The organism is Cnuella takakiae (genome assembly GCF_001953305.1).
In the GTDB taxonomy this organism is placed as follows: Bacteria; Bacteroidota; Bacteroidia; order Chitinophagales; family Chitinophagaceae; genus Flavisolibacter; species Flavisolibacter takakiae.
On record NZ_MTFE01000010.1, the window covers coordinates 3,565,352 to 3,590,489 of the forward strand.

At 50.6% G+C, this 25,138-nt stretch carries 20 protein-coding genes; 12 read left to right on the plus strand and 8 right to left on the minus strand.

The features are described from left to right. Positions 1 to 119 precede the first annotated feature (119 nt). The 6 genes from nirB (at position 120) to BUE76_RS15555 (ending at position 11,424) form a co-directional block, all read left to right on the plus strand. Entirely contained in the window at positions 120 to 2,621 is a 2,502-nt protein-coding gene (nirB, locus tag BUE76_RS15530; RefSeq protein WP_073041476.1) for a nitrite reductase large subunit NirB, read from the plus strand. A 154-nt stretch (positions 2,622 to 2,775) separates the two neighbouring features. Continuing rightward, entirely contained in the window at positions 2,776 to 3,153 is a 378-nt protein-coding gene (nirD, locus tag BUE76_RS15535; RefSeq protein ID WP_073041477.1) for a nitrite reductase small subunit NirD, read from the plus strand. Between the two features lie 221 nt (positions 3,154 to 3,374). Beyond that, on the plus strand, positions 3,375 to 4,736 hold the full coding sequence (locus BUE76_RS15540) for an alginate export family protein (RefSeq protein WP_073041479.1): 1,362 nt from the start codon (positions 3,375 to 3,377) through the stop codon (positions 4,734 to 4,736). Positions 4,737 to 4,872: 136 nt separating this feature from the next. Next, the gene (locus BUE76_RS15545) at positions 4,873 to 6,180 is read left to right on the plus strand and encodes a NarK family nitrate/nitrite MFS transporter (protein WP_073041481.1); all 1,308 of its coding nucleotides are present in this window, start codon (positions 4,873 to 4,875) and stop codon (positions 6,178 to 6,180) included. A gap of 125 nt (positions 6,181 to 6,305) precedes the next feature. Then, positions 6,306 to 9,905: a nitrate reductase gene (locus tag BUE76_RS15550; protein WP_083596422.1), complete on the plus strand. Its 3,600-nt coding sequence runs from the start codon at positions 6,306 to 6,308 to the stop codon at positions 9,903 to 9,905. 37 nt (positions 9,906 to 9,942) lie between these two features. Beyond that, complete coding sequence (locus BUE76_RS15555) at positions 9,943 to 11,424, plus strand: rubredoxin (protein WP_073041483.1); 1,482 nt, start codon at positions 9,943 to 9,945, stop codon at positions 11,422 to 11,424. Here the strand turns inward: BUE76_RS15555 and mobA are convergent. From mobA to BUE76_RS15595, 8 genes are all read right to left on the minus strand, one after another. Continuing rightward, complete coding sequence (mobA, locus tag BUE76_RS15560; protein WP_073041485.1) at positions 11,410 to 12,150, minus strand: molybdenum cofactor guanylyltransferase; 741 nt, start codon at positions 12,148 to 12,150, stop codon at positions 11,410 to 11,412. The two genes, BUE76_RS15555 and mobA, sit on opposite strands and share 15 nt — an antisense overlap. Positions 12,151 to 12,435: 285 nt before the next feature. Beyond that, a complete protein-coding gene (moaCB, locus tag BUE76_RS15565) occupies positions 12,436 to 13,350 on the minus strand; it encodes a bifunctional molybdenum cofactor biosynthesis protein MoaC/MoaB (RefSeq protein WP_073041487.1) in 915 nt (304 codons plus the stop codon). A 134-nt stretch (positions 13,351 to 13,484) separates the two neighbouring features. Further along, positions 13,485 to 13,928 carry a molybdenum cofactor biosynthesis protein MoaE gene (locus BUE76_RS15570; RefSeq protein WP_073041489.1) on the minus strand — a complete coding sequence of 148 codons (444 nt, stop codon included), beginning with the start codon at positions 13,926 to 13,928 and terminating at the stop codon, positions 13,485 to 13,487. 1 nt (position 13,929) lies between these two features. Continuing rightward, a complete protein-coding gene (locus tag BUE76_RS15575) occupies positions 13,930 to 15,036 on the minus strand; it encodes a HesA/MoeB/ThiF family protein (RefSeq protein ID WP_073041491.1) in 1,107 nt (368 codons plus the stop codon). Beyond that, complete coding sequence (locus BUE76_RS15580) at positions 15,037 to 15,270, minus strand: MoaD/ThiS family protein (protein ID WP_073041601.1); 234 nt, start codon at positions 15,268 to 15,270, stop codon at positions 15,037 to 15,039. A 9-nt stretch (positions 15,271 to 15,279) separates the two neighbouring features. Continuing rightward, entirely contained in the window at positions 15,280 to 16,017 is a 738-nt protein-coding gene (locus BUE76_RS15585; RefSeq protein ID WP_073041493.1) for a sulfite exporter TauE/SafE family protein, read from the minus strand. Between the two features lie 43 nt (positions 16,018 to 16,060). After that, the gene (locus BUE76_RS15590) at positions 16,061 to 17,239 is read right to left on the minus strand and encodes a molybdopterin molybdotransferase MoeA (RefSeq protein WP_073041495.1); all 1,179 of its coding nucleotides are present in this window, start codon (positions 17,237 to 17,239) and stop codon (positions 16,061 to 16,063) included. 43 nt (positions 17,240 to 17,282) lie between these two features. Beyond that, positions 17,283 to 17,567, minus strand: a complete 285-nt coding sequence (locus BUE76_RS15595) for a SelT/SelW/SelH family protein (protein WP_073041497.1) — start codon at positions 17,565 to 17,567, stop codon at positions 17,283 to 17,285. A gap of 597 nt (positions 17,568 to 18,164) precedes the next feature. Between BUE76_RS15595 and BUE76_RS15600 the strand changes: the two genes are divergently transcribed. From BUE76_RS15600 to BUE76_RS15625, 6 genes are all read left to right on the plus strand, one after another. Next, a complete protein-coding gene (locus tag BUE76_RS15600) occupies positions 18,165 to 19,670 on the plus strand; it encodes a malate:quinone oxidoreductase (protein ID WP_083596427.1) in 1,506 nt (501 codons plus the stop codon). A gap of 221 nt (positions 19,671 to 19,891) precedes the next feature. Next, entirely contained in the window at positions 19,892 to 20,323 is a 432-nt protein-coding gene (locus BUE76_RS15605) for a response regulator (RefSeq protein WP_073041502.1), read from the plus strand. A gap of 461 nt (positions 20,324 to 20,784) precedes the next feature. Further along, a complete protein-coding gene (locus BUE76_RS15610) occupies positions 20,785 to 21,489 on the plus strand; it encodes a GNAT family N-acetyltransferase (RefSeq protein WP_073041504.1) in 705 nt (234 codons plus the stop codon). Positions 21,490 to 21,539: 50 nt separating this feature from the next. Next, entirely contained in the window at positions 21,540 to 22,775 is a 1,236-nt protein-coding gene (argG, locus tag BUE76_RS15615; RefSeq protein ID WP_073041506.1) for an argininosuccinate synthase, read from the plus strand. 74 nt (positions 22,776 to 22,849) lie between these two features. After that, positions 22,850 to 23,851 (plus strand): N-acetyl-gamma-glutamyl-phosphate reductase, encoded by a 1,002-nt coding sequence (gene argC, locus BUE76_RS15620; protein ID WP_073041508.1) that lies wholly within the window; start codon positions 22,850 to 22,852, stop codon positions 23,849 to 23,851. A 119-nt stretch (positions 23,852 to 23,970) separates the two neighbouring features. Then, on the plus strand, positions 23,971 to 25,131 hold the full coding sequence (locus BUE76_RS15625; protein ID WP_073041510.1) for an aspartate aminotransferase family protein: 1,161 nt from the start codon (positions 23,971 to 23,973) through the stop codon (positions 25,129 to 25,131). Positions 25,132 to 25,138: the final 7 nt, after the last annotated feature.

The following is a 25,138-nucleotide window of genomic DNA, read 5'->3' on the forward strand; positions in this document are numbered from 1 at the left end:
CAGAGATCACATAAAAGAGCAAGTTTAATGACGTAAAAACTTTAACCACTCTGATATGTATTTTATTTTTATATAACGATCGCTTGCCATTGCACTTTTACTGACCTAAAAGTTTCAAGATGAAAATTGTAATCATCGGCAATGGCATGGTAGGATACAAGCTTTGCGAAAAGCTGCTCGCCAAACCAATTGCTGCTCCCTTGCACATCACCGTTTTTGGTGAAGAGGTACGTCCCGCCTATGACCGGGTACACCTCAGCGCATTTTTTGACGGCAAAACCGCCGATGACTTGAGCCTGGCTCCGGCATCCTGGTACGCCGACAATGGCATTGCACTGCACCTGAGCGACCCTGTGCTTAGTATCGACCGTGCCGCCAAAACCGTTTCTTCCCATGCCGGTCACACCATCCCGTACGACTACCTGGTGCTGGCTACCGGCTCTGCCGCTTTTGTACCGCCCATTCCCGGTGTAGAGAAAGAAGGCGTGTTTATTTACCGCACCATCGAGGACCTGGAACTTATGCAGGCCCATGCCCGCAAGGCAAAGAAGGGTGCTGTGATTGGTGGCGGCCTCCTTGGGCTTGAAGCGGCCAAGGCCTTGCTCGACCTTGGATTAGGAACAACCCATGTAGTGGAATTTGCCCCCCGCCTGATGCCCCGCCAGATTGATGAAGCAGGCTCCCGCATGCTACAGGGCAAGCTGGAAGAACTGGGCATACAAATACATACATCCAAAAACACAGCGGCTATTGTTGGTGAAGACACCATCACCGGTATGGACTTTACCGATGGCAGCCACCTGGAAGTGGATATGCTGGTGATTTCCGCAGGCATCAAACCCCGCGACGAGCTGGCCCGCCACTGCGGACTGGAAGTAGGCCCAAGGGGCGGCATCGTTGTCAACAACAGCCTCCAAACCTCCGACCCTTCTATTTTTGCCATTGGCGAATGCGCCCTCCACGAAGGCATGATCTACGGGCTGGTAGCACCCGGCTACGAAATGGCCGATGTGGTTGCCACCCACCTCTCCGGTGCCGCCAAATCCTTCACCGGTTTCGACATGAGCACCAAGCTCAAACTCATAGGCGTGGATGTTGCCTCCTTTGGCGACCCGTTTATTGGTCCTAATGAAGCCCGCACCATTGTACTGGAAGATACCAGCAAGGGTATCTATAAAAGAATCAACATCAGCAACGACGGCAAAAAGCTGCTGGGTGGCATCCTGGTTGGGGATGCGGAAGCATATAATATGTTGCTGCAAACCGCCAAGAACGGCCTGGCATTGCCGCCCAACCCCGAAGACCTGATACTCGGTGCACGCGGCGGCAGCGAAGAGGCCGGTGCCGGTGTGGCCGCACTGCCCGAAGACGCACTGATCTGCAGTTGCGAAGGCATTACCAAGGGCCAGATCTGCAGCTCCGTAACAGACGGCGGTTGCGAAAGCGTGGATGCCATTAAGAAATGCACCAAGGCCGGTACCGGCTGCGGCGGCTGCGTACCCATGATCAAGGACCTGATGGTACACACCATGAAGAGCCAGGGCAAGTATGTACGCAATGTCATCTGCGAACATTTTGAATTTAGCCGCCAGGAGTTACTGAACCTGGTAAAAGTGAAAAACCTCACCACCTACAACGAGGTGCTCGACACCCTGGGCAAAGGCGATGGTTGCGAAATATGCAAACCGCTCGTCGCCTCTATCCTGGCTTCTTTGTGGAACGAGGTGATCCTGAAAAAAGGAAATGACACGGCTCAGGACTCTAACGACCGCTTTCTTGCCAATATCCAGAAAGGCGGCACCTACTCCGTAGTACCCCGCATTCCCGGCGGTGAGATCACACCTGAGAAACTCATTGTGATCGGGCAGGTAGCACAGAAATACAACCTCTACACCAAAATAACCGGCGGCCAGCGCATCGATATGTTCGGCGCCCACCTCAACGACCTCCCCGCTATCTGGGAAGAACTGATTGCCGCCGGTTTTGAAAGCGGCCATGCCTACGGCAAATCTTTGCGCACGGTAAAAAGCTGCGTGGGTTCTACCTGGTGCCGCTTTGGCCTCCACGACAGCGTAAGCTTTGCCATCCGCATTGAAGAACGCTACCGCGGCCTGCGGGCACCCCACAAGTTGAAATCTGCCGTTTCGGGTTGCATCCGCGAATGTGCCGAGGCACAATCCAAGGACTTTGGCATCATTGCCACTGAAAAAGGATGGAACTTGTATGTATGCGGTAATGGCGGCTCCAAACCCCAGCACGCACTCCTGCTTGCTGCTGATATCGACAGCGAAACCTGCATCCGCTATATCGACCGCTTCCTGATGTTGTACATCAAAACCGCTGACCCCCTCACTCGTACAGCCACCTGGCTCAACAAGCTGGAAGGTGGCATCGACTACCTCCGCAACGTGGTGGTTAATGACAGCCTCGGCCTGGCAGAACAGTTTGAACAGGAAATGCAGGAACTGGTAGATGCCTACGAATGCGAATGGAAAGCCGTAGTGGAAAGTCCCGAACTCCGCAAGCGCTTCTCGCACTTTGTCAACGCCCCCGAGGAGAAAGATCCCACCGTACAATTCGAATCCATGCGCGACCAGAAGAAGGCCGCCGACTGGAAGTAGGTTTTTAGATTATTGATTATTGATTACTGATTATTAATTATTGGAGCTGCCGTGCACACGAAGTCTTTTCTGATTGTGCAGGGCACCCAATAATCAATAATAAATAATCAATAATGTCAACCCATAGCAATATTCATCAATCAAAACCCACCCCATGAGTGCAACACTTACCGAAAGCTACACCTGGTTTGCTGCCTGCAGCACCACCGATGTACCCGAGAATGGCGGCGTTTGTGTAAAGTATAAAAACGACCAGATCGCCCTGTTCAATTTTACCCGCCGGGGCGAATGGTATGCTACGCAAAATATGTGTCCCCACCGCATGCAAATGGCCATCAGCCGCGGCATGATCGGTTCTATTGAAGGCGAACCCAAAGTGGCCTGCCCCTTTCACAAGAAAAACTTTTCGCTTGTGGATGGCCGTTGCCTGAGCGATGACAGCTGCGGCGACCTGAAAACATACCCCGTAAAAGTGGAAGGCGGGAGGGTATTCATCGGCATTCCCGGCGCGGAAGAAGATACGTGGGCTTGAAGATTAAGAATGGAACCACGAAGGCACTAAGCAACAAAGGATCACAAAGGAATTTAAATAGCCGCATATAAGCTTTGACCGCAAGTAAACGACCCTCTTTGTGCACCTTTTTCCCTTCGGGTCTTTGTGGTTCAACAAAAAATAAAAAGGCCCGACCAGGCTGCCACCTGACGGACCCGAGGATTTAAATACTTGCATCATTTAAACCAACCCAAAAGTACATGAAAAGAAAATGGATTTCATTCGGACTCTTTGGACTTTGCTGGACGGCCGGCACCCCACTACAGGCACAATTAAGCATTGGCGCACAGGTGCGCACCCGCACCGAGCTGCGCGGCGGGCAAGGCGCTCCCCTGCCCAAAGGTGCTACGCCTGCTTTCTTTACCTCGCAACGCAGCCGCCTTTCGATGGGCTTCAACAGCTACCGCCTAAAGTTGGGACTCACCGCACAGGACGTACGCGTATGGGGACAAGACGCATCTACCATCAACCGCACCACCACCGCCGACAACAATGCGCTGATGCTCCACGAAGCCTGGGCCGAGATTGCCTTATTGGACACTACGGTGAAGGCCCAAACACTCAACCTGAAACTGGGCCGCCAGGAATGGGTGTATGACGATTCCCGTTTGCTCGGCAACCTCGACTGGCTGCAACAGGCCCGCAGGCACGACGGCGCCCTGCTGAAATACGACAAGGCAACCCTGAGTGTGCATGCCGGACTAGCTTTTAACCAAAACAAAGAAGGCGCAACAGGCACCAATTACAACAACACCCCTCCCGGCAACTACACCGCTACCACCAATGGCGGAAGCATGTACAAAAGCCTCCAGTTTTTGTATGCCGCAAAAAAATACAAGGCAGGCAGCACCTCCTTTCTTTTCCTCGCCGATCAGTTCAACAAGTACCACATGAACACTGCCAATGGTGCTACTACCAAGGTGTTCGACAAAGGCACTGTAAGCCGCTTTACAACGGGTTTGTACACCAATACCAATATTGGCAAGACCAACCTTTCCGCTTCGGCTTATTACCAATTTGGCAAGAACAATACACTACAACAAACAAGTGCCTACCTGTTGAGTGTTGCGGCCATGAAAACGGTGAGCAAAAAATTGGCTGCAGGTGCAGGCGTCGATTACACCTCAGGCGGTACCAAGGGCAGCACCAGCAAAGCCTTCGACCCGTTGTATGGCACCCCGCACAAGTTCTGGGGACTGATGGATTACTTCTATGTGGCCAACCCTTTTGGCAAAGGCGGATTGGTAGACTATTACCTTAAATCAAAATACAAGGCATCCGAAAAGCTTGGCCTCACTGCCGACCTACACCAGTTCAACAGCGCAACTGCCATTGCCATTGACGGGAAGAACAGCAGCAACCGGAGCTTTGGCCAGGAACTCGACCTGGTAGCCAACTACACCATCACCAAACAAATCGGCATCGAAGCAGGCTATGCCCATTTCTTTTCCACTTCCCTGCTCACCGCTCCCGCGGTAAAGAACATTGCCAATGCCAGAAGCAATGCAAACTGGGCCTATGTAATGGTAAACATCAAACCCGAATTCTTATTTAAACAATGAGGAGCCACCGCGACAGGGTGACACAGCGTTTCACCGCTTTAATACTGTGCAACTCCCTGCCTTAAGTGCCTCCGTGGGTCCAACCCCAAACCAACGATTGCCTGCCACCATGCTTAAACACACAAACACTTGCATCATGAACACTCCAACTGCCACTCCCCTCTCCAAGCTCAATGTATTCAGCCTTAAAGGCGTGCAAATGCGCACTTTTCACATCACCTGGCTTTCTTTCTTTGTTTGCTTCTTTGGCTGGTTCGGCCTTGCGCCCCTGATGCCTTCCATCCGCGAAGACCTGGCGCTTACGAAGGCGCAGGTAGGTAACCTCATTATCATCTCCGTTTCTTCCACCATTATCGCCCGCCTCATCATCGGCCGCCTGTGCGACACTTGGGGTCCCCGCAAAACTTATGTACGACTGTTGCTTGTTGGTAGCCTGCCCGTATTCCTCGTGGGACTGGCGCAGGATTATACCACCTTCCTCCTGTTCCGTGCAGCCATTGGCCTGATCGGTGCATCTTTCGTAATCACCCAGTTTCATACCTCCACCATGTTCGCCCCCAATATTAAGGGCACAGCCAATGCTGTTGCAGGCGGCTGGGGCAACCTGGGTGGCGGTATCACCAATATGGTGATGCCCCTGATCTTTGCCGCCATCGTGGGGGCAGGTTTTACCAAGGGTGAAGCATGGCGCTATGCCATGATCCTGCCCGGGGTGATGATGCTGGTAGCAGCCTTCCTCTACCATCGCTATACCAAAGACACACCTGCAGGCAACTACAGCGAAATAGGTTACACCAAGAAAGCAGCAGGCAAAACTGATTTTACCATACTGAAAGACGCCCGTGTTTGGGCCCTGATGCTGGCTTATGCCATGTGCTTTGGCATGGAGATCACCTTCGATAACGTAGCCGCCCTGCACTTTGTAGACAGTTTTGGTTTGTCGCAGTCTTCTGCTGGTTTCTGGGCGGGCGTGTTTGGCTTCATGAACATTTTTGCCCGCGCACTGGGCGGTATTGTTTCCGATAAAACAGGCCGCCGCTACGGCATGCGTGGCAAGGCTGTACTGCTGGCAGCCATGCTCCTGCTGGAAGGTATAGGAATCGTATTGTTTGCCCAAGCCGGCAATTTTACACTGGCCATTATCTCTATGCTCTCCTTTGCACTGTTCCTGAAAATGGCCAATGGCGCCACCTATGGTATTGTGCCTTTTGTAAATGAGAAGAATGTTGGTCTGGTAAGCGGCATCGTTGGTGCCGGCGGCAACCTGGGCGGGATGCTCTTTGGCTTCCTGTTCAAATCGCAAAGCATCACCTATGTGCAGGCTTTTGGTTATATCGGTATAATGGTAATGGTATCGGCAGTGCTGGTATTAGTTACCCGTTTTTCTGTAAAAACCAAAACCGCCTCGGTACAGGAGCCTTTGGCTGAAATGGCAGCAGCCTGATGATGGTATGCTGCGGCAAAACTCAGAAACTTGTCCTGCCGCAGGCATCTTCAATAAACCAATGCTCGCAATCATAATTACCATCCGCAGTTTTCCTTACCAAGAGCAAACCCAACCCGGAACTTATGACTGATGAAAATAAAACTTACCACTCCGGCCTAAGTTCCCCCTCCAGGGGGACAGGGGGTGTTATGGAGTTTAAAACCACCTGTTGCTACTGCGGAGTAGGCTGTGGTATTGTGGTGCAAAAAGACCGGAACGGGAAACTGCAGGTGTCGGGCGATAAAGACCACCCGGTAAACAGGGGCATGCTGTGCAGCAAGGGCATGAACCTGCACTACACTGTTATGGACCAGGGCGACCGCCTTCTGTACCCGGAAATGCGGTACAACAAAATGGGCCAGCGTCAAAGGGTTTCGTGGGATAGTGCACTGGAACGTACCGCAGCTGTTTTCAAAACTTTGATTAATAAATATGGCCCTGACTCGGTAGCTTTTTACGCGTCGGGGCAGTGCCTGACAGAAGAATACTATGTGCTCAACAAGCTGGTAAAAGGTTTTATCGGCACCAATAATATCGATACCAATTCGAGGTTGTGCATGAGCAGCGCCGTTGCCGCTTACAAAATGAGCCTCGGTGAAGACAGCGTACCGGTTTGCTACGATGACATTGAACTGGCCGACTGCCTCTTTGTGACCGGCGCCAACCCTGCCTGGTGCCATCCCATCATTTGGCGCCGGGTGGAAGCCGCAAAAGCTGCCAACCCCGGCATGAAGATCATTGTTGCCGATCCGCGCAAAACACAAACTGCTGCCGCTGCCGACTTGTTCTTACAGATCCGTCCAGGTACTGATATCACCCTGAATCATGCCATCGGCCGGGTACTGATTGAAACCGGCGACATCGATTTTGATTTTATCAAAAACCATACGGAAGGCTTTGATGCCTACAGCGCCAAGGTAATGGAGCGCACCGTGGAAGAAGCCGCTGCTATTTGCGATGTACCTGCCGAAGATATCCGCACTGCTGCCGCACTCATCGGCAATGCCAAAGGCTTTCTCACCATGTGGACCATGGGCCTTAACCAAAGCGTGATTGGTGTAAATAAGAACCTGAGCCTCATCAACCTTAATCTCATCACCGGGCATATTGGCAAACCCGGAAGCGGGCCCTTTTCGCTTACCGGCCAGCCCAATGCAATGGGTGGCCGCGAAGTGGGCGGACTGGCCAACCTCCTACCCGCACACCGCAACCTTGCCAACGAAGCAGACCGCAAGTATGTACAGGGTTTTTGGGGTGGTGTGGAAATAGGCTCCAAACCGGGCTACTCGGCTACCGAGATGTTCCAGGCACTCCATGACGGCCGGCTTAAAGCCATCTGGATCCTGTGCACCAATCCCCTGCTCAGCCTGCCCGATGTACGCTTTGCAGAAGAAGCTTTGAGCCGGGCCAAATTCGTGGTGGTACAGGAGATCAGCAACAAACCTGAAACCCTCCGCTATGCCGACGTGGTACTTCCGGCTGCGGCATGGGCCGAAAAGGAAGGCACCATGACCAATGCGGAACGCCGTATAGCCTACCTCAACAAAATTGTGGATGCACCCGGCGAGGCACTTCCTGATGCAGCAATCCTTTGCCGCTTTGCGCGCAAGATGGGCTACCCAGGTTTTGACTATGTCAACCCTTCAGAAATTTACGCCGAACACTGCCGCCTTACCGAAGGCACCAGTATCGACATCAGCGGGCTGAATTATGAAAAACTACAGGCCCAACGCAGCGTACAATGGCCTTTTCCAAAAGAAGAAACTGGCGCCGGCACCCAGCGCCTGTTTACCGATAAACAGTTTTATACGCCTACCAAAAAGGCCATTATTCATCCCGTTGCCGACCAAAACAATTCGGAAGCACTCAGCCCCGAACTGCCCCTGGTTTTAACCACCGGCCGCATTCGCGACCAGTGGCATACCATGAGTAAAACAGGCAAGGTTTCCAAGCTCAAACAGCATATTGCGCAGGCATTTTTGGAAATCCATCCCGCAGATGCCGCCAAGCGGGGTATCGGTGAAGACCAGCTCGTTGTGATCAGCAACGGCCGTGGCGAAGTACGGGTGAAAGCCAAGTTAACCGACAGCATCAAAAAAGGCGTGGTATTCCTACCCATGCACTGGGGCAAGATACTGGGTAACGACGCCAACCGGGCCAATAATGTAACTAGCGCCCTCATTGATCCCATTTCAAAAGAACCCGATTTTAAATATGCAGCGGTGCAGGTAAGCCCCTACCGCAAGCCGGCTCAAAAGATCATCATCATTGGCGCGGGTGCCGGTGCTTTTAATTTTGTAAAAACTTACCGCGAGCTGAACACAGAAGACGAGATTGAAATCTTTAGTAAAGAGAACACGCCTTTTTACAACCGCGTAATGCTTCCCGATTATATCAGCGGCACCCAGCAATGGCACCAGCTGGTAAAGATGAAGGATGAAGAAGAAAGCAAGTACAACATCACCCTCCACCGGGGCGTGAGCATTACCGAGATTGACCGGCAGGCAAAAACGGTAACAGACAGCAAGGGCATAGTGCATACCTATGATGTATTGCTCCTCGCTACCGGCAGCCGCCCTACGGTGTTGCCCAACCTCCCAAAGATGGAAGGCATTTTTACCATGCGCAGCCGTACCGATGCGGACAGCTTTATCAGGCATGTACGCCCCGAAAACGGAAAAGTTGCCATCGTTGGCGGAGGCTTGCTGGGAATAGAACTGGCGGCTTCGCTCCGCGAAATAGGCGTTGAAGTTATGGTCATTTCCCGCATTTCCCGGTTGATGGACCGTCAACTGGATAACCTGGGTTCCCAATTGCTGAAAGAAGAACTGGAAGACAAAGGCATAGATATCCGTTTCAACGATGAAGTGGACCGCTTTCTGGGAGGCAGCACGCTGGAAGGCGTACGTCTTAAAAGCGGTATCGATATTCCCTGCCAGGCAATCGTGATGGCTATTGGCACCACGCCCAATATTGAACTAGCCCGCAGTTGCGGACTGGATACCAAACGCGGTGTGATCGTTAACGACTACCTCCAAACCAGCGACCCAAATATTTACGCGGTTGGTGAAATTGCTGAATTTAAAGGCGCATTGTATGGCATTACGGCAGCCGCTGAACAACAGGCTTCCATTGCTGCCCGCCACCTCAATGGCGACATTGCTTATGTGTACGAAGGATCGCTCCTGATGAACATCCTGAAGATGCACGGCACTGAACTATGCTCACTTGGTATTGCTGATATCCCCAACAACGACCCCGCCTACGAAGAGGTGGTATTTATCGATAAGGCAAAACGGTATTACAAAAAATGCATCATCCACAACGACCGGCTGGTGGGCGCCATACTCATTGGCGACAAATCGGAGTTCCTGGAGTTCCGCGATTTGATTCAAAATAAAATTGAGCTCTCTGAGAAAAGGCTGGAGCTGTTGCGCTCAGGCAAAAAAGCGGAACCTGTTATCGGTAAGCTGGTATGCTCCTGCGGTGGCGTGGGTGAAGGCAACCTGGAACAAAAGATCAGGGAAGGATGCACCACCCTTCCTGCCCTATGCCAGGCAGCCGGCGCCGGCATGGGTTGCGGCAGTTGCAAACCCGAAGTAAAAGCCATTTTGGACAAAGCACTGGCCGCAATGGAAACAGCGCAATTACCAACCATACCGCAGCAGGCACAAAGGGCATAAATCAAAAATCGACACGGCCATCTCCAAAACAATTGACATGACCAAAACCACTACCTACCAGATCAATTTTACAGGAGGCATTGTATCACCCGGAAGGCTTAAGGAAGTTTTAGGGGTAGCTACCAAAACCCTGATCAAAACAGTGCGTTTTGGCCTGCGCCAGCAATTGCTGTTGGATGTTCCTGTGAATGCCGCGGATGCTTTTGTAAAGTCTTGTAACGAAAAGCAAATCACCTGTGCTCCTCAAAAAGAGGCGGCACCCAACATGCTTTCCTCCTACCCTGCGGCGAGCATCTTCAATAGCGATACCTGGATGCGGGAAGGTGTGTACAAAGACATTTTCAACCAGTTTAATTATACGCCTAAAGTCAAAATTAACATCTGCGACAGCACCCAGAATCTGGTTCCTTTTTTCACTGGTCATATCAACTGGATCACCGCATCTGCCAACCATTTCTGGCACCTCTTCATTCGTTTCCCCAAAACCCAAACCCTCTATTGCTGGCCCGAGCAGGTGTACACCAACGATATTGCGGTACTATCCAAAAGAATAGAATCCGTATTGCTCCACAACCTGGATGCATTTGCGCAGTCACCTACTACTGCGGGCAGTGCTTTATTTGCTGCCGTAAAAGAAATGGGATCTTATTCGGCAAAGTTTGCCGATACACCCTTATCGCTTCAACGCTTTTCTTTGCCTTATTACGAAGGATTCAACAAGGGAGAGTCGGGCTTGTGGCTGGGCCTGTACCGCAGGGATGAAGAATTCCCGGTTGCCTTTTTGCAGGAACTATGCGCCATTTGTACCGATGCAAAAATTGGCCAGTTGTACACCACACCATGGAAAAGCCTGATCATAAAAGGCATACCCAAGGAGGACATGGTGAAATTCGACTGGGTGTTGGGCAAGTACCGGATCAATGTACGCCATGCCGCCAACGAACTGGCCTGGCAGGTGGAAGACGGTGACGACAGTGGCCTGCTGATCAAACGGCACCTGATCAGGCATTTCGACAAGGAAGATGTGCGCACTTTCGGGTTGAGTTTTGGCGTGCAAAGCCGCCCAACTTCCAGCATGTTTGGTTCCATCATCATTCGCAAGCAGCAGAACAAAAATCCGCACAAATTAAAATCGCTGGAGCGCTTCGACCTGCTCCATACCCGCGACTTCAATCCTAACGCCTCCGATCTCGTGCTGTTCCGAGAAGGACTGGAAAAGGAGTATCTGGGCACCTACCTGGTATCGCTGTGCAAAATGTTTTACGAGCAGCAGGAAGCCAAACTGGATATTGCCGCCCATCCGAAGGCAGTAGCTCCAACTCCCGTTGCTACCTCCCGCATCCTGCACCAGTGCAAACATTGCTTGACCATTTACGATGAACAGGAAGGCGATAGCACACAAGGTATTGAGGCAGGCACTTCTTTTTACAACCTCCCCACTAGCTACGTATGTCCTACATGTGACAGTGGAATAGAAGATTTCAAAACGGTGGAAAGCAGCAGCTTACAACTGGCTTAGGTCTTCTGGTGTATTGAAGTTCAGGAAGGCAGGATCATCTCCCACCGGGATGATTTTTGTTTTTAAATACGACAGCACATGGTGCATGCTGAAGCGTTGGAGCAATCCTTGTAGTACCAGTTGCAATACATGATGTAAACCATCGGCCCGATACCAAGCACACAGGGGTTCTACTTGATCATCATGTTTGAAAAGTATGGCTTGTGCATCATTTTCCTTTGATGCATCGATGATTTGCTGTAAGAAATAAGGTTTCATCTCCTGCATATCCACAGCCAGCACCAGCAGGTCTTCGGCTGGCATTGCCAAATTAACGGAGAGTATACCTTTTAACGGCCCGCCTACTTGTAAGGACGGGTCATCGCAAATAAGCGTAGCGCCTGGCAGCACTTGTTGGTAATCCAATATATTATGACCTGCCACTGATACAACATAAGATAGCCCGCAATCCTTCATCAGGGCTGCAGTATGCATAACCCAATGTTTCCCGTTGCGCAATAGCAATCCCTTGTCGCTACCCATTCGGGAACTGGCACCACCACAAAGAATTACTCCAGTCATAAAGAATTTTAAAATTCTATTTGAAACAGAATGATGCTCTTTTAAAGACAGAGCCCGTAGGGCTCTAATTTTAATAGCCGCCGGTGCAACCGGCGGATGCAACGAAATAACGACCACAGTGAGCTCAACCCCGTAGGGGTTGAACCTTTCGTTTTTGTTGTTCAACCCCTACGGGGTTAGCCGTTTCAATTCAAGGCGGACTACTGTTACCGCCGGTTACACCGGCGGCTATTCAGATTAAAGCCCTACGGGCTTTGATGGCACTGCATCGCCAAACCATCACACAAATATTTTATTACAACAGCATATTTAAACTGGATGAAAAAACCAGGAGCGCATGCTGATTTTACTGCCTTATAATCGACTAAGCTCACCCTGCCTTATGGAGCTTGATACTTGCAGCATGCAGCTTGAATCTTGTAGCTTAAAATCTGCAACCTCCCCCGTCAATCAATCCTCCGTATGCCTTAACCCTTCCGCCACTTTAAAAATGTGCGTGATATAGGGAAACACTGCATCCATGGTTTCCTCTGCACCGCGGGTACTGCCCGGCAGGGTAAGCACCAGGGTGTTTTGAATAAACCCTGCTACCCCCCTTGATAACATGGCATAAGGCGTGCGCTCCTGCCCATAGCTGCGGGCAGCTTCCATGATACCGGGAATCTGCCTATCCAATAAAGGCGTAATGGCTTCTGGTGTTACATCACGGCGGTACAAGCCAGTACCGCCACAAAAGATTACAAGGTTGAAATTTTCATTCGCCAGCTGGCGAGCCTTGTCCTGTATGGTTTGAAAATCATCGGGGATGATGGTATAGGAAGCAGTGGTCAAACCATGCGCTTCCATCTTTTGCATAATGGCCTTACCAGCAAAGTCCTGCTTGGTGCCAGCCGATACGCTGTCGGAACAAACCACCACGGCAGCAAGGATATCAAGTTGCAAACCCTTGCTATCCGATTTGCCACCTTTCTTGGATGCCAGTTTGATATTTGCGATTTCCACCTCTTTATCAATAGGCTTCAGCATGTCGTATAGGGTGAGCGCAGTAATGGCCGCACCATGCATGGCTTCCACCTCCACACCGGTGCGGTAAATGGTATGCACTTCAACAGAGATGGTTATGCGCAAACCTTCTATTGCATAAGCGATAGCGGCATATTCCACTGGCAGCGGGTGGCAATCCGGAATTACATCACTGGTCTTTTTGATGGCCAGCAAACCAGCTGCACGGCCAAATTCAAACACATCACCCTTGGGCACTTGCTTGTTCTGAATGGCACCAATTGTTTCCGGCTTTGAAACCTGCAACACAGCTGTGGCAACGGCCTTGCGCAGGGTAGTGACTTTATGGGTAATGTTTACCATGATGAGTGATGAGGGATGAATAATGAGTAAGGATCAGGGGGCGGGTATTAGATATTGGGTATTAGGTATTTGGAACCTGACGCTTATATAACAAGGCCTTTTGAGTTTTTGAGCAAAGCCTTAAATCCAAAATCCTACTGGTTGACTTTCCACTGGTGGGTTTCGTCTTCAAAAACTTCCTTGCCCCAAACAGGCAGTTCGGCTTTGATGCGCTCCACTACTTCGGTACAGGCATCGATGGCCATCCGTCGGTGGTTGGAAGAAGTAAAAACAAACAAACAGATTTCCCCTGCGGCAACGGTTCCCAGGCTATGGTGCACGTGCATACAGGTTAGATTGTACTTGCTGAAGGTTTCCTCCCGGATGGCATGCATCTTTTCCATGGCCATGTCCTCGTAGGTGGTATACTCGATTGCGGAAACGGCTTTTCCGTCAATGGTGTCTGCCCGCACCTGGCCCAGGAAAATGCTGTGCGCACCAATATCCGTCTTGGTGCTGTGCTTTTGAATACTGTCGGCAATAAAGCTTGCAGGAATGGATCCTACTGTAAATATGTTTTTGGGCTTGCGCTCGCTCATCTTATTTGCTTTGATTGATGGCCGAAAGGGCCATGATGCCTCCTTTAAGGCTATATAGTTTTTGTCCGGCAGGTGCCCACTGGCTCAGCAGCCGCACCGCCTCGATGCTGCGGATGCCATGGTGACAAACCACTACCACCTCTTTCCCTTCTACCTGTGCGCTCCTATTGCGCAGCTCGGAAAGGGGCAGGCGCTGGTGCGGTACAGGCAGCTCGGGCCTTTCCTGAAGTTCCCTTACATCAACGAAAACGGCCCCCTGCTCCATCAGGGTAGGTAGCTCCCTTGAACCAATTTCGGCTACATCTCTTGCACCACAGTACCACTCGTAATTGGTCAGCAGGAATGCCTGCCGGTCTGCAGGCCCGGTGCGGGAAGCTGAAGGTGCCACCTCCATGATCCAACTGCTGCCTGTCTTAAGGTCGAAGTGCAACATACCCTTTGATAGCAGTGCACCAACCCCGGTTAGGTACTTGATCACTTCAGCTGCCTGGAGGGTGCCGATGATGCCAGGCAGTACGCCCAGTACACCTGCCTGTGCACAATTGGGCACTTCATGTTCGCCGGGCGGCTCAGGAAAAATATCACGGTAGTTAATGCCTGCGGTGCCATTTGCACCTGCATGCAGTACCGCAAGCTGGCCTTCCCACTGGGTAAGGGCTGCCATCACCAGGGGCTTTTGCATGAGTGCGCACGCATCATTAAGCATATAGCGGGTGGCAAAATTGTCGGTACAATCCACCACGATATCATACTTGGGCAACAGCTCCAGCGCCAGCACGTTGTGCAGGTAAAAAGGATATTGTTTTACCTCCACCTCCGGGTTGATGCGGTGCACCGCTTTTGCAGCGGCTTTTACCTTCAGGTGCTCCACATCCTCCAAACTGTATAACACCTGCCGGTGCAGGTTGGACAGCGACACCACATCGCCATCGGCAATACCGATATAACCAACACCCGCCGCAGCCAGGTATTGCAACACGGGGCAACCCAGCCCACCGGCACCCACCACCAACACCTTGGCATCAGCTAGAAGCTCTTGCCCCTGCTCGCCTATTTCAGGCAGCAGCACCTGGCGTTGGTAGCGCTCACTATGTACGTTTATTTTCATTTAACCTCCGGAAAATGGTGGTAAAAAAGCAAGGGTACTTCCTTCCTGTACAGGCGCATTGCTGCGCAGTAACTGCTTGTTCAAGGCAAGAGCATATTTGCGTTCGGACAGCTGCGGAAACTGCTGCAGTACCGCATGCTGCACGGCATCGGTATCGCTGCAATCAGCAACCTCCACAGAACCTTTGCCAGTGATTTCGGCAAGCGCACCAAAAAACAAAACTGTCGTCTTCATTGCCTGCATTTATGCCTGTGTAAATAATAATTTGTAAACCGCCAGCAACAGCACCGATGCCAATATCTGTTGCAGCACCGGCTGCTTGAACTTCTTTGCCCCGAAATAGGCGCCGAGCAAACCGCCTGCAAAAGCAAGGGCTACAAAAAGCACCATATCCTGGCTGATGCTGATGCCTTTTACCAGTTGCCCCGCCAGCCCCGATAAAGAGTTGACAAAAATAAACAGGGCACTGATAGCGGCTGTTTGTTTCTGGTTGGCCCATCCCAGCAGCAATACTACCGGCGACAATATGATGCCGCCGCCAATGCCGATCAATCCTGAAAGCAGACCGATACCCGCACCAATGGCCAGCGATAAACCCAGGTGTTCCTTTCGCCTGGGCGTATCTGGCATGTTGCGGAAAATAAAAAAGCGCAATACGGGTATCAGCAACAGCAGCCCAAGGATCTTCTTATATATAGCTGCATCGATGCTTACCAATCCGCCTACAAATGCCATGGGTATGGAGGCCAGTGCCAGCGGCCAAAACAGCTTCCAGCGAAAATGACCTGCCCGGTAAAACTGAATGAATGAAACACTGGCCACAAAAAGGTTTAGCAGCAAGGCTGTTGGTTTCATCACCGCTGGCGACACGCTGAACAGTGCCATCAGGGCAAGATAGCCGCTAGCCCCGCCGTGCCCTACAGAGGCATACAGGAAGGCTACGCCAAACAACAAACAACAAAAAAGCACCAGGTGATCCATTCAGGTCAATTTTTTCATTTACAAGCACAAGCACAGTTGCAATTTAAAACAACCAGGCTTCAACAGGGCTTCCAGCTTCCAGCACGGCCGCTTCCTCCGGAATTTCAACCAGGCAATTGGCTAGTGCAAAGGAACTTAACCGGTAGGACTCCTGGGCCTGTAGTGGGGTAATGGTACCATTTTCAACCCTGCCTTTCAGAAAATGGGTAAGCCCCGGCTTTTTTTGTACCGGTGCGGAAAGCGGCAATTGAACTTTTCGGGACAGGTTACTGCGCTGCATCAGTTTTCCAATGGCCGGCACTACGTACTGGTAAAAACAGGAAAGCACGGAAGCCGGGTTGCCCGGCAATCCAAATACCGGCTTGTCACCAGCCATACCAAAATACAGGGGCTTGCCTGGCTTTTGTTTTACCTTATGAAACACCTGCCTTACACCGCATGCCACGGTTGCCGGCAAAACATAATCATAATCGCCTACGCTGATACCGCCGGTAAGCAATACCAGGTCGGCATTTTGAAGTGCCTGGCTCATTACTGCGGTAGTGGCTTCCAGGCTGTCATCCACCTTGAACAAGTGGACATCCTTAACCCCCATTTGCTCCAATGCAGCGATTATGGTAAAGGAGTTTGCTTCGAAAACCTTACCCCGCACAGGCTCTGTACCCGGTGCCTGCAATTCTTTACCGGTAACCAGCAAGGCCACCAGGGGTTTAGGATAGACCAATACTTCGGCAACACCCAGCATGGCCAGGTAGCCCAATGCAGCAGGCGTGAGCGGGGTACCTGCAGGAAGGGCAAGCGCGCCTTTACCGATCTCCGAGCCTATGGGCCGCACATTCGCACCAGGGCTAAGGCTGCTATCGTTTACCTGCACTTTGCCTGCACTTGTGGTTGTTTGCTCCTGCATCACAACAGTATCCACATCAGGAGGCAGGGCAGCCCCGGTAAATATCCGGACCGCTGTTCCGGAACCTACAATTTCAGTAGCCCCATCTCCAGCAGCCACTACTTGGCTGATGGGTAGTTCTGATTGATTATGGAGGCTTTCAAAAGCAAAGGCATACCCATCCACCGCAGATTGAGCCCACATGGGTATATCATAGGGTGCTACTACATCGGCTGCGAGTATGCAAGCGGCAGCCTCCTGCAAAGCACTTAACCTGGGTGTTAGTAATTTGATATGCTGTTGCACCAATTCCCTTGCTTCCGAAACGCTGATCATATGAATCTTTAAACAAATAGTAGTATGCCTTAAATTTTCTTACTTATCCTTCCTTTTTATCGGAATGCCCCAGGCTTTTTCCCGGAGCTACCTGGTCACGTACCAGTTGTTTCAACTCCTTTACCTCGGGGAAGCGTCCTTCCCTTTTCCGGTCAAAAAGCAGGGTCTCCCCAATTGAAATACTGTACCGGCCACTTACCTCGCTGGGATGCAACAAAACGCCACCCAGATCATCGGAGAAGGTAGTGAGGAGCTCCTGCGCCATGTAAGCGGCCCGCAGCAACCAACCACATCTGGGACAATATTCTATACGGATCTGTGGCTTCATACATGCTATTTGAAACTGTTTGTATGCCCTTGCTTTGCTTTACACTTAAAGGCTAATAAAGCGCAATGTTAAACGGGTACAAAAATGGTAACTGTTAATTTGCAGCGAAGCGGAAACCAACCATTCCGAACAAAAAACAGAGCCAGTTGTTCGTTTGTCGCAACCCCCTCCTAAGCCTGATAGCAAGGAAATGTGTTTATAAAAACAAATACCCTATAGTTGGATGTGTTTATAAAACGGGCTGCAAATAGTTCCCCAATTACCAACAAGCATTTAAATAATGAAGGTTAAAAATAAGATTTATCAACCGCACCCAACTTCAAAAACAATGAAAACAAGACCACGATTTAAGGTTTAAACCTTTTAAAGGATTAAAGCTTTACCATTTATCCTTCAAATGCACAATTAGCTTTTAAATCATATATCAACTTAAGAACGGGTTTACCGCCCCATTTTTTTTACAATTAATCGGCATTTTAATCCCTTAGAGTTTCCCTGCATCATCCTAACTTGCGGCCTACAAAATTTTGCAGACCGGAGCGGTTGAAGAAAGGTGTTGAAACCGGGAGCGTTGCCGGGCATTATAAAACCAAAGACATGAGTCGCACAGCTAAGCGTTCGTTCAACAAAAATCCTGATGTAGTACTGATTGGCGCCGGTATCATGAGCGCCACCCTGGGTATGATGCTGAAACAGCTGCAACCCGATTGGACCATTGAGATATTCGAACGCCTGGACAATGCCGCAGCCGAAAGCTCCGATGCATGGAACAATGCCGGTACGGGTCACTCTGCTTTCTGCGAACTCAACTACACTCCCCAAAAGCCTGATGGCTCCATTGCCATCAACAAGGCTGTGAGCATTGCCGAATCTTTTGAGGTTTCTAAAGAATTTTGGGCTTACCTGGTGGAGAACGATTATATCCACCCACCGGCCACCTTTATCCGCCGCATACCACACATGAGTTTTGTATGGGGCGATGAAAATGTCAGCTACCTGCGCAAACGCTACGATGCGCTGGTTAAGAACCACCTGTTTGAAGGCATGCAATTTTCGGAGGACGCTTCGCAAATACGCGAATGGGCTCCCCTGATCATGGAAGGCCGCAAAGACGATGAAAGTTTGGCTGCCACCCGCATGGATATTGGTACCGATGTAAACTTTGGCGCTCTCACCCGTTGCAAATTTGAATGGCTGAAGGAACAAGGTGGCGTGCACCTGCATTTCAACCACGAGGTACGCGACATTGAACGCGAGGACAATGGCCGCTGGAAGATCGTGGTGCGGGATGAGGCAACCGAAAAGAAACGTACTCTTCATGCAGCCTTTATATTTATCGGTGCCGGTGGTGGCGCCCTGCCTCTTTTGCTGAAATCAGGCATTCCTGAAAGCAAAGGTTATGGCGGTTTCCCAGTAAGCGGGCAATGGCTGCGTTGTAACAATGAAACAATCATTGAACAACACAATGCAAAAGTTTATGGCCTGGCAGCGGTAGGTTCCCCTCCCATGTCGGTGCCCCACCTCGATACCCGCTGGATCAAGGGTAAACGCGAACTGCTGTTCGGACCATATGCCGGTTTTACCACCAAGTTCCTGAAGCAGGGCTCCGTACTCGACCTGTTCAAATCCATCAAACTGGCCAATATCCGACCCATGGTATCAGCTGGCATTACCAATATTCCGCTTACCAAGTACCTGATCGAGCAGGTGCGTCTTTCGCCTGAAGGCAGGCTGGAAGCACTAAAGGACTATTTCCCTGATGCACAGCTGAAAGACTGGGACCTGGAAGTAGCCGGGCAAAGGGTACAGGTGATCAAGAAGGATGAAAATGGTGGTGGTGTGCTGGAATTCGGTACCGAAGTAGTTAATGCCGCCGATGGTTCCATTGCTGCCCTGCTGGGTGCTTCTCCAGGTGCATCTACAGCCGTGAGCATCATGATCACCCTGCTCAACCGCTGCTTCCCCAACCAGATGGCATCCGCCGAATGGCAAAAGAAGATCAGCACCATGATCCCCTCCTATGGTCAATCGCTGGGCAAAGACAAACAATTGTTGCAACAAACCCGGGCCTGGACGCACAGGGTGCTGGGACTTGAAGCCTGATAAACAAAAATGAGCTGAAAAATGCCGGAGCCCTTGGTTCCGGCATTTTTATTTACAAAGGCTACGGGAGATTACCGAAGCTTTTAGGGGTTTCATCTTAGAACGTCCACATATCGCCGAACTACCCGCCATTGCCTCAATACATCAGGTACATTTGGATAATCAGGCAAAACCAACCTGATTTTGCAGTGCAACTAAGGCGCTCACCAAAAACTAAAATCATGACACAGCAGGCACAACCCTATATTCTTTGCGTGGATGATGATGCTGACGACCTGATGATGCTGCGGGAAGCTTTTGAAGCCAATGGCTGTACCTATGGCGTAGAGGTGGCGTGCGACGGAGAAGAAGCACTCAGCAGACTGCGCAATACCCTTCCGGGTCAAAACCTGCCCAGCCTCATTGTGCTGGATGTAAATATGCCCCGCATTGATGGCAGAGAAACCCTGCTGGCCCTGCAAAAAGATTCCACCCTGTCCAAGATACCGGTAGTGGCTTATTCCACTTCCTCAAGCCCCTTGGACAAGCTGTTTTTTAACCGCCTTAACGTAGCTTTTTTTACCAAACCCAGCTACTTCAACGAACTGGAAAGCGTAGCAGCTACCATGCTCCACTTCTGCAATCCATCGAACCAGCAACCCATGATTCATTAAAGGGTAGGCCTAATCCAAAATACTGAAGTCCCGCAAGGGGCTTTTTTTGTATTCCTTTTTCCAAAAGTTTTCCTGCACCGTCCACTACAATCCAATCTGGCACTGCAATTGAATTCTTTACGATTGGCAAGAAAAATGCTCCTTTGAACATTCTGCACCAGGCTTGTTGTTTTTTAGCCAATAACAATAATTTTTTGTTGCAGAATTGAGGATTCTATTAATTTGCAGCCTCATTCATTAAATGAACATCAACACACATACCAAGCATTTTATATTTCACACCTTTCCTGAGACAGGTGTGTATGCGGTGTGTTTTGATATCTTCCGCTATTTGTCCAGACGACCTTGCTGATAGGCCGAGCCAATAACCAAGGCCCCTATCAGTGAAAACTCCCCGGCACTCTTTTTCGCTTTGGATTGGTCATCCGTTTTCCTTTCAAACGTTACATAAACGTTACATCGTGGACAATCAAGAGATCATCATCAGGGTAGCTACCCCTGCCGATCAGCATTTTGCTGCAATCATCACCGACGAAATGGAGGCTTCTGCAAAAGCCCGTGGTACCGGTATTGCCAAACGTTCGCCCGACTATGTGGCGGCAAAGATGGCAGAAGGTAAAGCGGTGATTGCCGTTACAAAAGACGGTACCTGGGTAGGCTTTTGCTATATCGAAACTTGGAGCCATGGACAGTACGTGGCCAACTCGGGACTGATTGTTTCTCCTGCCTTCCGGAAAAGCGGTGTTGCCAAAAGCATCAAGCACAAAGTGTTTGAACTCTCCCGCCAGAAATACCCCGAAGCCAAGATATTTGGTCTTACTACCGGTTTGGCCGTGATGAAGATCAACAGCGAGCTGGGCTACGAGCCGGTTACCTATAGCGAACTGTCGCAGGACGAAGCCTTCTGGGCAGGATGCAAAAGTTGCGTGAATTACGATATCCTGATGAGCAAGGACCGCAAGAATTGCTTGTGCACCGCCATGCTCTTCGACCCCAAGGATCACTACGAGCCCAAAGAAACCCAGCAGCATTTTGAACAGAAGTCGAAAGTGTACGAGCGCCTGCTGAAGCTGAAACAAAGCCGCTTTCTGAGCCGCCTGCGGGGTAAATCATCGGCACGTTCCGAAAAGCTCAAAAGCATCTTTGCTGCATTCTTTAATTTCTAATACTATCCCGCGCCTGCGGGATGGTTCCACTCATTTATACGCTCCCTACAATGGCAGATCAGTTGCACAACGAACAGGCGCAAGCCGGCACCCCAAAGGGTGGTAAAGTAGTATTGGGTTTCAGTGGCGGATTGGATACATCTTATTGCGTTAAATACCTCACCGAAGACCGCGGCTACGAGGTACACAGCATCATTGTAAACACCGGTGGCTTTTCGGCCGAAGAGCTCCAGCAGATTGAGGCACATGCCTACAAGCTGGGTGTGAAAACACATACTACCGTAGATGCGGTAAAGGGTTATTACGACCGCATCATCAAGTACCTGGTATTTGGAAATGTGCTCAAGAACAGTACCTACCCCCTGAGTGTTAGCGCCGAGCGCCTAAGCCAGGCCCTGCATATTGCCGAACACGCAAAAAAACTCAACGCCGATGCAGTAGCCCATGGCAGCACCGGCGCCGGCAACGACCAGGTTCGTTTCGACATGATCTTCCACATCATGATTCCGGGCGTGGAAATCATCACCCCCATCCGCGACCTCAAGTTGAGCCGCGAGGCAGAGATCGCCTACCTGCAGGAACGCGGCGTAGATATGAACTTCTCAAAAGCCATGTATTCCATCAACAAAGGTATCTGGGGTACTTCTGTGGGTGGTAAAGAAACCCTATCCTCCAAAGGCATACTGCCCGAGGAAGCATGGCCAACACAATTAACAAAGGATGGCGCTGAAGAAGTATCGCTATCTTTTGAGAAAGGCGAACTGAAGGTAGTGAATGGTCAATCCTTTGATCATCCTACTGAAGCCATCCAGCACCTGCAAGCCATTGCCGGCCCTTATGGCATTGGCCGCGACATTCACGTAGGTGATACCATTATTGGCATTAAAGGCCGTGTTGGGTTTGAAGCTGCCGCCCCCATGGTGATCCTGAAAGCGCACCATGCATTGGAAAAGCATACACTCACTAAATGGCAATTGGGTTGGAAAGACCAGCTGGCGCAGTTCTACGGCAACTGGCTCCATGAAGGTCAGATCCTCGACCCTGTAATGCGCGACATTGAAGCCTTCCTTGAAAACTCGCAGCAAACTGTAACGGGTACTGTATACGTACAACTCCAACCCTATCGCTTCCAGGTAATAGGCATCGAGTCGGAATACGACCTAATGAGCAGCAAGTTTGGCAAGTATGGGGAAATGAATACCGGCTTTACCGGTGAAGATGTGCGTGGTTTCTCCAAGATTTTTGGCAACCAGACTTCTATTTGGTATCAGGTAAATAAGAAATAAGCTTCCAGCTATTAGCCTTTGGCTGTTAGCTAAAAGCCAACAGCCAAAGGCTAATAGCATTTCAACCCTTTCTCATGGCACAAACTGTCAAAGCCGGCATCATTGGCGGCGCAGGTTATACCGGTGGCGAACTGATTCGCCTGCTGGTTAATCATCCAAACGTTGAAATTTCGTTTATCCATAGTCGTAGCAATGCCGGGCAGCCTGTATCTGCGGTACACCAGGATTTGGTAGGTGAAACAGACCTCCACTTTACCGGTGAACTGTCTCAGGCTATAGATGTGCTCTTTCTCTGTGTAGGCCATGGCGAAGCCAAGAAGTTTTTGGAAGCTAACCCTGTTGCTGATAGCATTAAGATCATCGACCTTTCCCAGGACTTCCGCCTGGCTTTGAACGCCAAACTTGGAACAAAAGACTTTACTTACGGCTTACCCGAACTGAACCGCGAAGCCATCCGCACGGCAGGCAATATTGCCAACCCCGGTTGTTTTGCTACCGCCATCCAGTTGGGGCTGTTGCCTTTGGCACAGGAAGGCTTGCTGGATGAAATCAGTACTACCGGCATTACTGGTTCTACTGGTGCAGGGCAAGGACTTGCTGCCACATCCCATTTCAGCTGGCGTGCCAACAATATACAGGCTTACAAAACCCTGACGCATCAGCACCTGAAAGAGATCACCCAGAGCCTGCGGCAGTTGCAACCCTCTTATGGCAATACGCCCGACAACGAGGAAGTGCTGAACTTCATTCCATGGCGTGGTGATTTCACACGGGGTATTTTTATCTCTTCGCTGATCACCTGCAAGTGGCCGCTGGAGCAGGTACTGGATCTTTATAAATCATTTTACCAGGATCATCCCTTTACTCATGTGAGCGATGATGCTGTATTCCTGAAACAGGTAGTGAACACCAACAAATGCGTAATCAGCCTGGAGAAGGTGGGTACCAAACTGGTGGTGCACTCCGCCATCGACAACCTGCTGAAAGGCGCAAGCGGCCAGGCCGTTCAAAACATGAACCTGATGATGGGCCTGGACGAATGTGCCGGTCTTAAACTTAAAGCAAACTACTTCTAACCCCCCTGACCCCCTGAAGGGGGAACTTAGGCCGGAGCAGTCTTTGTCCGATTGATATGCCGACTGGAGCATTTACTTGATAGTTGAATCAGCAACTCTTGTTGCAAAAAAAAGATAACATGGCAAATCTGTTTGACGTTTACCCCCTCAATGATGTAACCATCGTTAAAGCGCAGGGTTCCTATGTGTACGATGACAAGGGTACCGAGTACCTGGATATGTATGGCGGTCACGCGGTAATCTCTATTGGCCACACACATCCGCACTGGGTAAAACGAATTGAAGCACAGCTAGAGCAGATTGCCTTTTATTCTAACTCAGTAAAACTGCCCATTCAACAGCAACTGGCTGAGAAATTGGGGGTAGTAAGCGGCAAAAAAGACTACCAGTTGTTCCTGTGCAATAGCGGTGCGGAAGCAAACGAGAACGCACTCAAAATGGCATCCTTTCAAACCGGCCGCAAGAAGATCGTAGCCTTTTCCAAATCATTCCACGGCCGCACTTCGCTGGCAGTGGCTGCTACCGACAATCCTGCGATTGTTGCACCGGTAAACGAAACAGCAAATATCACCTTCCTGCCCTTCAATGATGTGGCAGCACTCAAGGCATACTTCGCAGAACTAGGCAATGAAACCGCCGCAGTGATCACCGAAGGCATACAGGGTGTGGGTGGCATCAATGTAGCTTCAAATGAATTTTTGCAGGTTATCCGCAGCTTGTGCGATCAATATGGTGCGGTGTTCATCGCCGACAGCGTGCAGTGTGGCTATGGCCGCAGCGGGTTGTTCTTTGCCCACGATCATGCAGGCGTTAACGCCGATATCTATTCCATGGCCAAGGGCATGGGCAATGGCTTTCCTGTTGGCGGCATCTTCATTGCGCCGCACCTCAAACCTAAATACGGGATGCTGGGTACCACCTTTGGTGGAGCGCCCCTGGCCTGCGCCGCAGCACTGGCTGTGTTGGAGGTAATGGAAAGTGATAACCTGATGGCCAATGCAGCGGAGCTTGGTGCATACCTGATGGCTGAACTGAAGCAAGTGGAAGGCCTGGAAAATGTACGGGGCTATGGCTTGATGATCGGCTTCGATGTAGCGCTTGAATTGAAGGACCTCAAGAAAAACCTCCTGTTCAAACACAAAGTGTTTACCGGTGAAGCAAAACCCGCGGTGATCCGCCTGCTGCCTTCACTGGCCATCACCAAAGCAGAAGTAGACTTGTTCCTGGAACGCCTGCACCTGGCTATTGCCGAAATAAAAGAGCCCGCAACAACTGCATAGTTTTTTT

What these genes read in the sequence shown, in the direction of transcription:
- BUE76_RS15600 (WP_083596427.1), top strand. Translation starts at nt 18,165, where the DNA reads ATGAGTCGCACAGCTAAGCGTTCGTTCAACAAAAATCCTGATGTAGTA.
- BUE76_RS15590 (WP_073041495.1), bottom strand. Translation starts at nt 17,239, where the DNA reads ATGATCAGCGTTTCGGAAGCAAGGGAATTGGTGCAACAGCATATCAAA.
- BUE76_RS15580 (WP_073041601.1), bottom strand. Translation starts at nt 15,270, where the DNA reads ATGAAGACGACAGTTTTGTTTTTTGGTGCGCTTGCCGAAATCACTGGC.
- BUE76_RS15575 (WP_073041491.1), bottom strand. Translation starts at nt 15,036, where the DNA reads ATGAAAATAAACGTACATAGTGAGCGCTACCAACGCCAGGTGCTGCTG.
- BUE76_RS15625 (WP_073041510.1), top strand. Translation starts at nt 23,971, where the DNA reads ATGGCAAATCTGTTTGACGTTTACCCCCTCAATGATGTAACCATCGTT.
- BUE76_RS15585 (WP_073041493.1), bottom strand. Translation starts at nt 16,017, where the DNA reads ATGGATCACCTGGTGCTTTTTTGTTGTTTGTTGTTTGGCGTAGCCTTC.
- BUE76_RS15605 (WP_073041502.1), top strand. Translation starts at nt 19,892, where the DNA reads ATGACACAGCAGGCACAACCCTATATTCTTTGCGTGGATGATGATGCT.
- moaCB (WP_073041487.1), bottom strand. Translation starts at nt 13,350, where the DNA reads ATGGTAAACATTACCCATAAAGTCACTACCCTGCGCAAGGCCGTTGCC.
- argC (WP_073041508.1), top strand. Translation starts at nt 22,850, where the DNA reads ATGGCACAAACTGTCAAAGCCGGCATCATTGGCGGCGCAGGTTATACC.
- nirD (WP_073041477.1), top strand. Translation starts at nt 2,776, where the DNA reads ATGAGTGCAACACTTACCGAAAGCTACACCTGGTTTGCTGCCTGCAGC.
- BUE76_RS15550 (WP_083596422.1), top strand. Translation starts at nt 6,306, where the DNA reads ATGACTGATGAAAATAAAACTTACCACTCCGGCCTAAGTTCCCCCTCC.
- argG (WP_073041506.1), top strand. Translation starts at nt 21,540, where the DNA reads ATGGCAGATCAGTTGCACAACGAACAGGCGCAAGCCGGCACCCCAAAG.
- BUE76_RS15555 (WP_073041483.1), top strand. Translation starts at nt 9,943, where the DNA reads ATGACCAAAACCACTACCTACCAGATCAATTTTACAGGAGGCATTGTA.
- nirB (WP_073041476.1), top strand. Translation starts at nt 120, where the DNA reads ATGAAAATTGTAATCATCGGCAATGGCATGGTAGGATACAAGCTTTGC.
- BUE76_RS15595 (WP_073041497.1), bottom strand. Translation starts at nt 17,567, where the DNA reads ATGAAGCCACAGATCCGTATAGAATATTGTCCCAGATGTGGTTGGTTG.
- BUE76_RS15545 (WP_073041481.1), top strand. Translation starts at nt 4,873, where the DNA reads ATGAACACTCCAACTGCCACTCCCCTCTCCAAGCTCAATGTATTCAGC.
- BUE76_RS15570 (WP_073041489.1), bottom strand. Translation starts at nt 13,928, where the DNA reads ATGAGCGAGCGCAAGCCCAAAAACATATTTACAGTAGGATCCATTCCT.
- BUE76_RS15540 (WP_073041479.1), top strand. Translation starts at nt 3,375, where the DNA reads ATGAAAAGAAAATGGATTTCATTCGGACTCTTTGGACTTTGCTGGACG.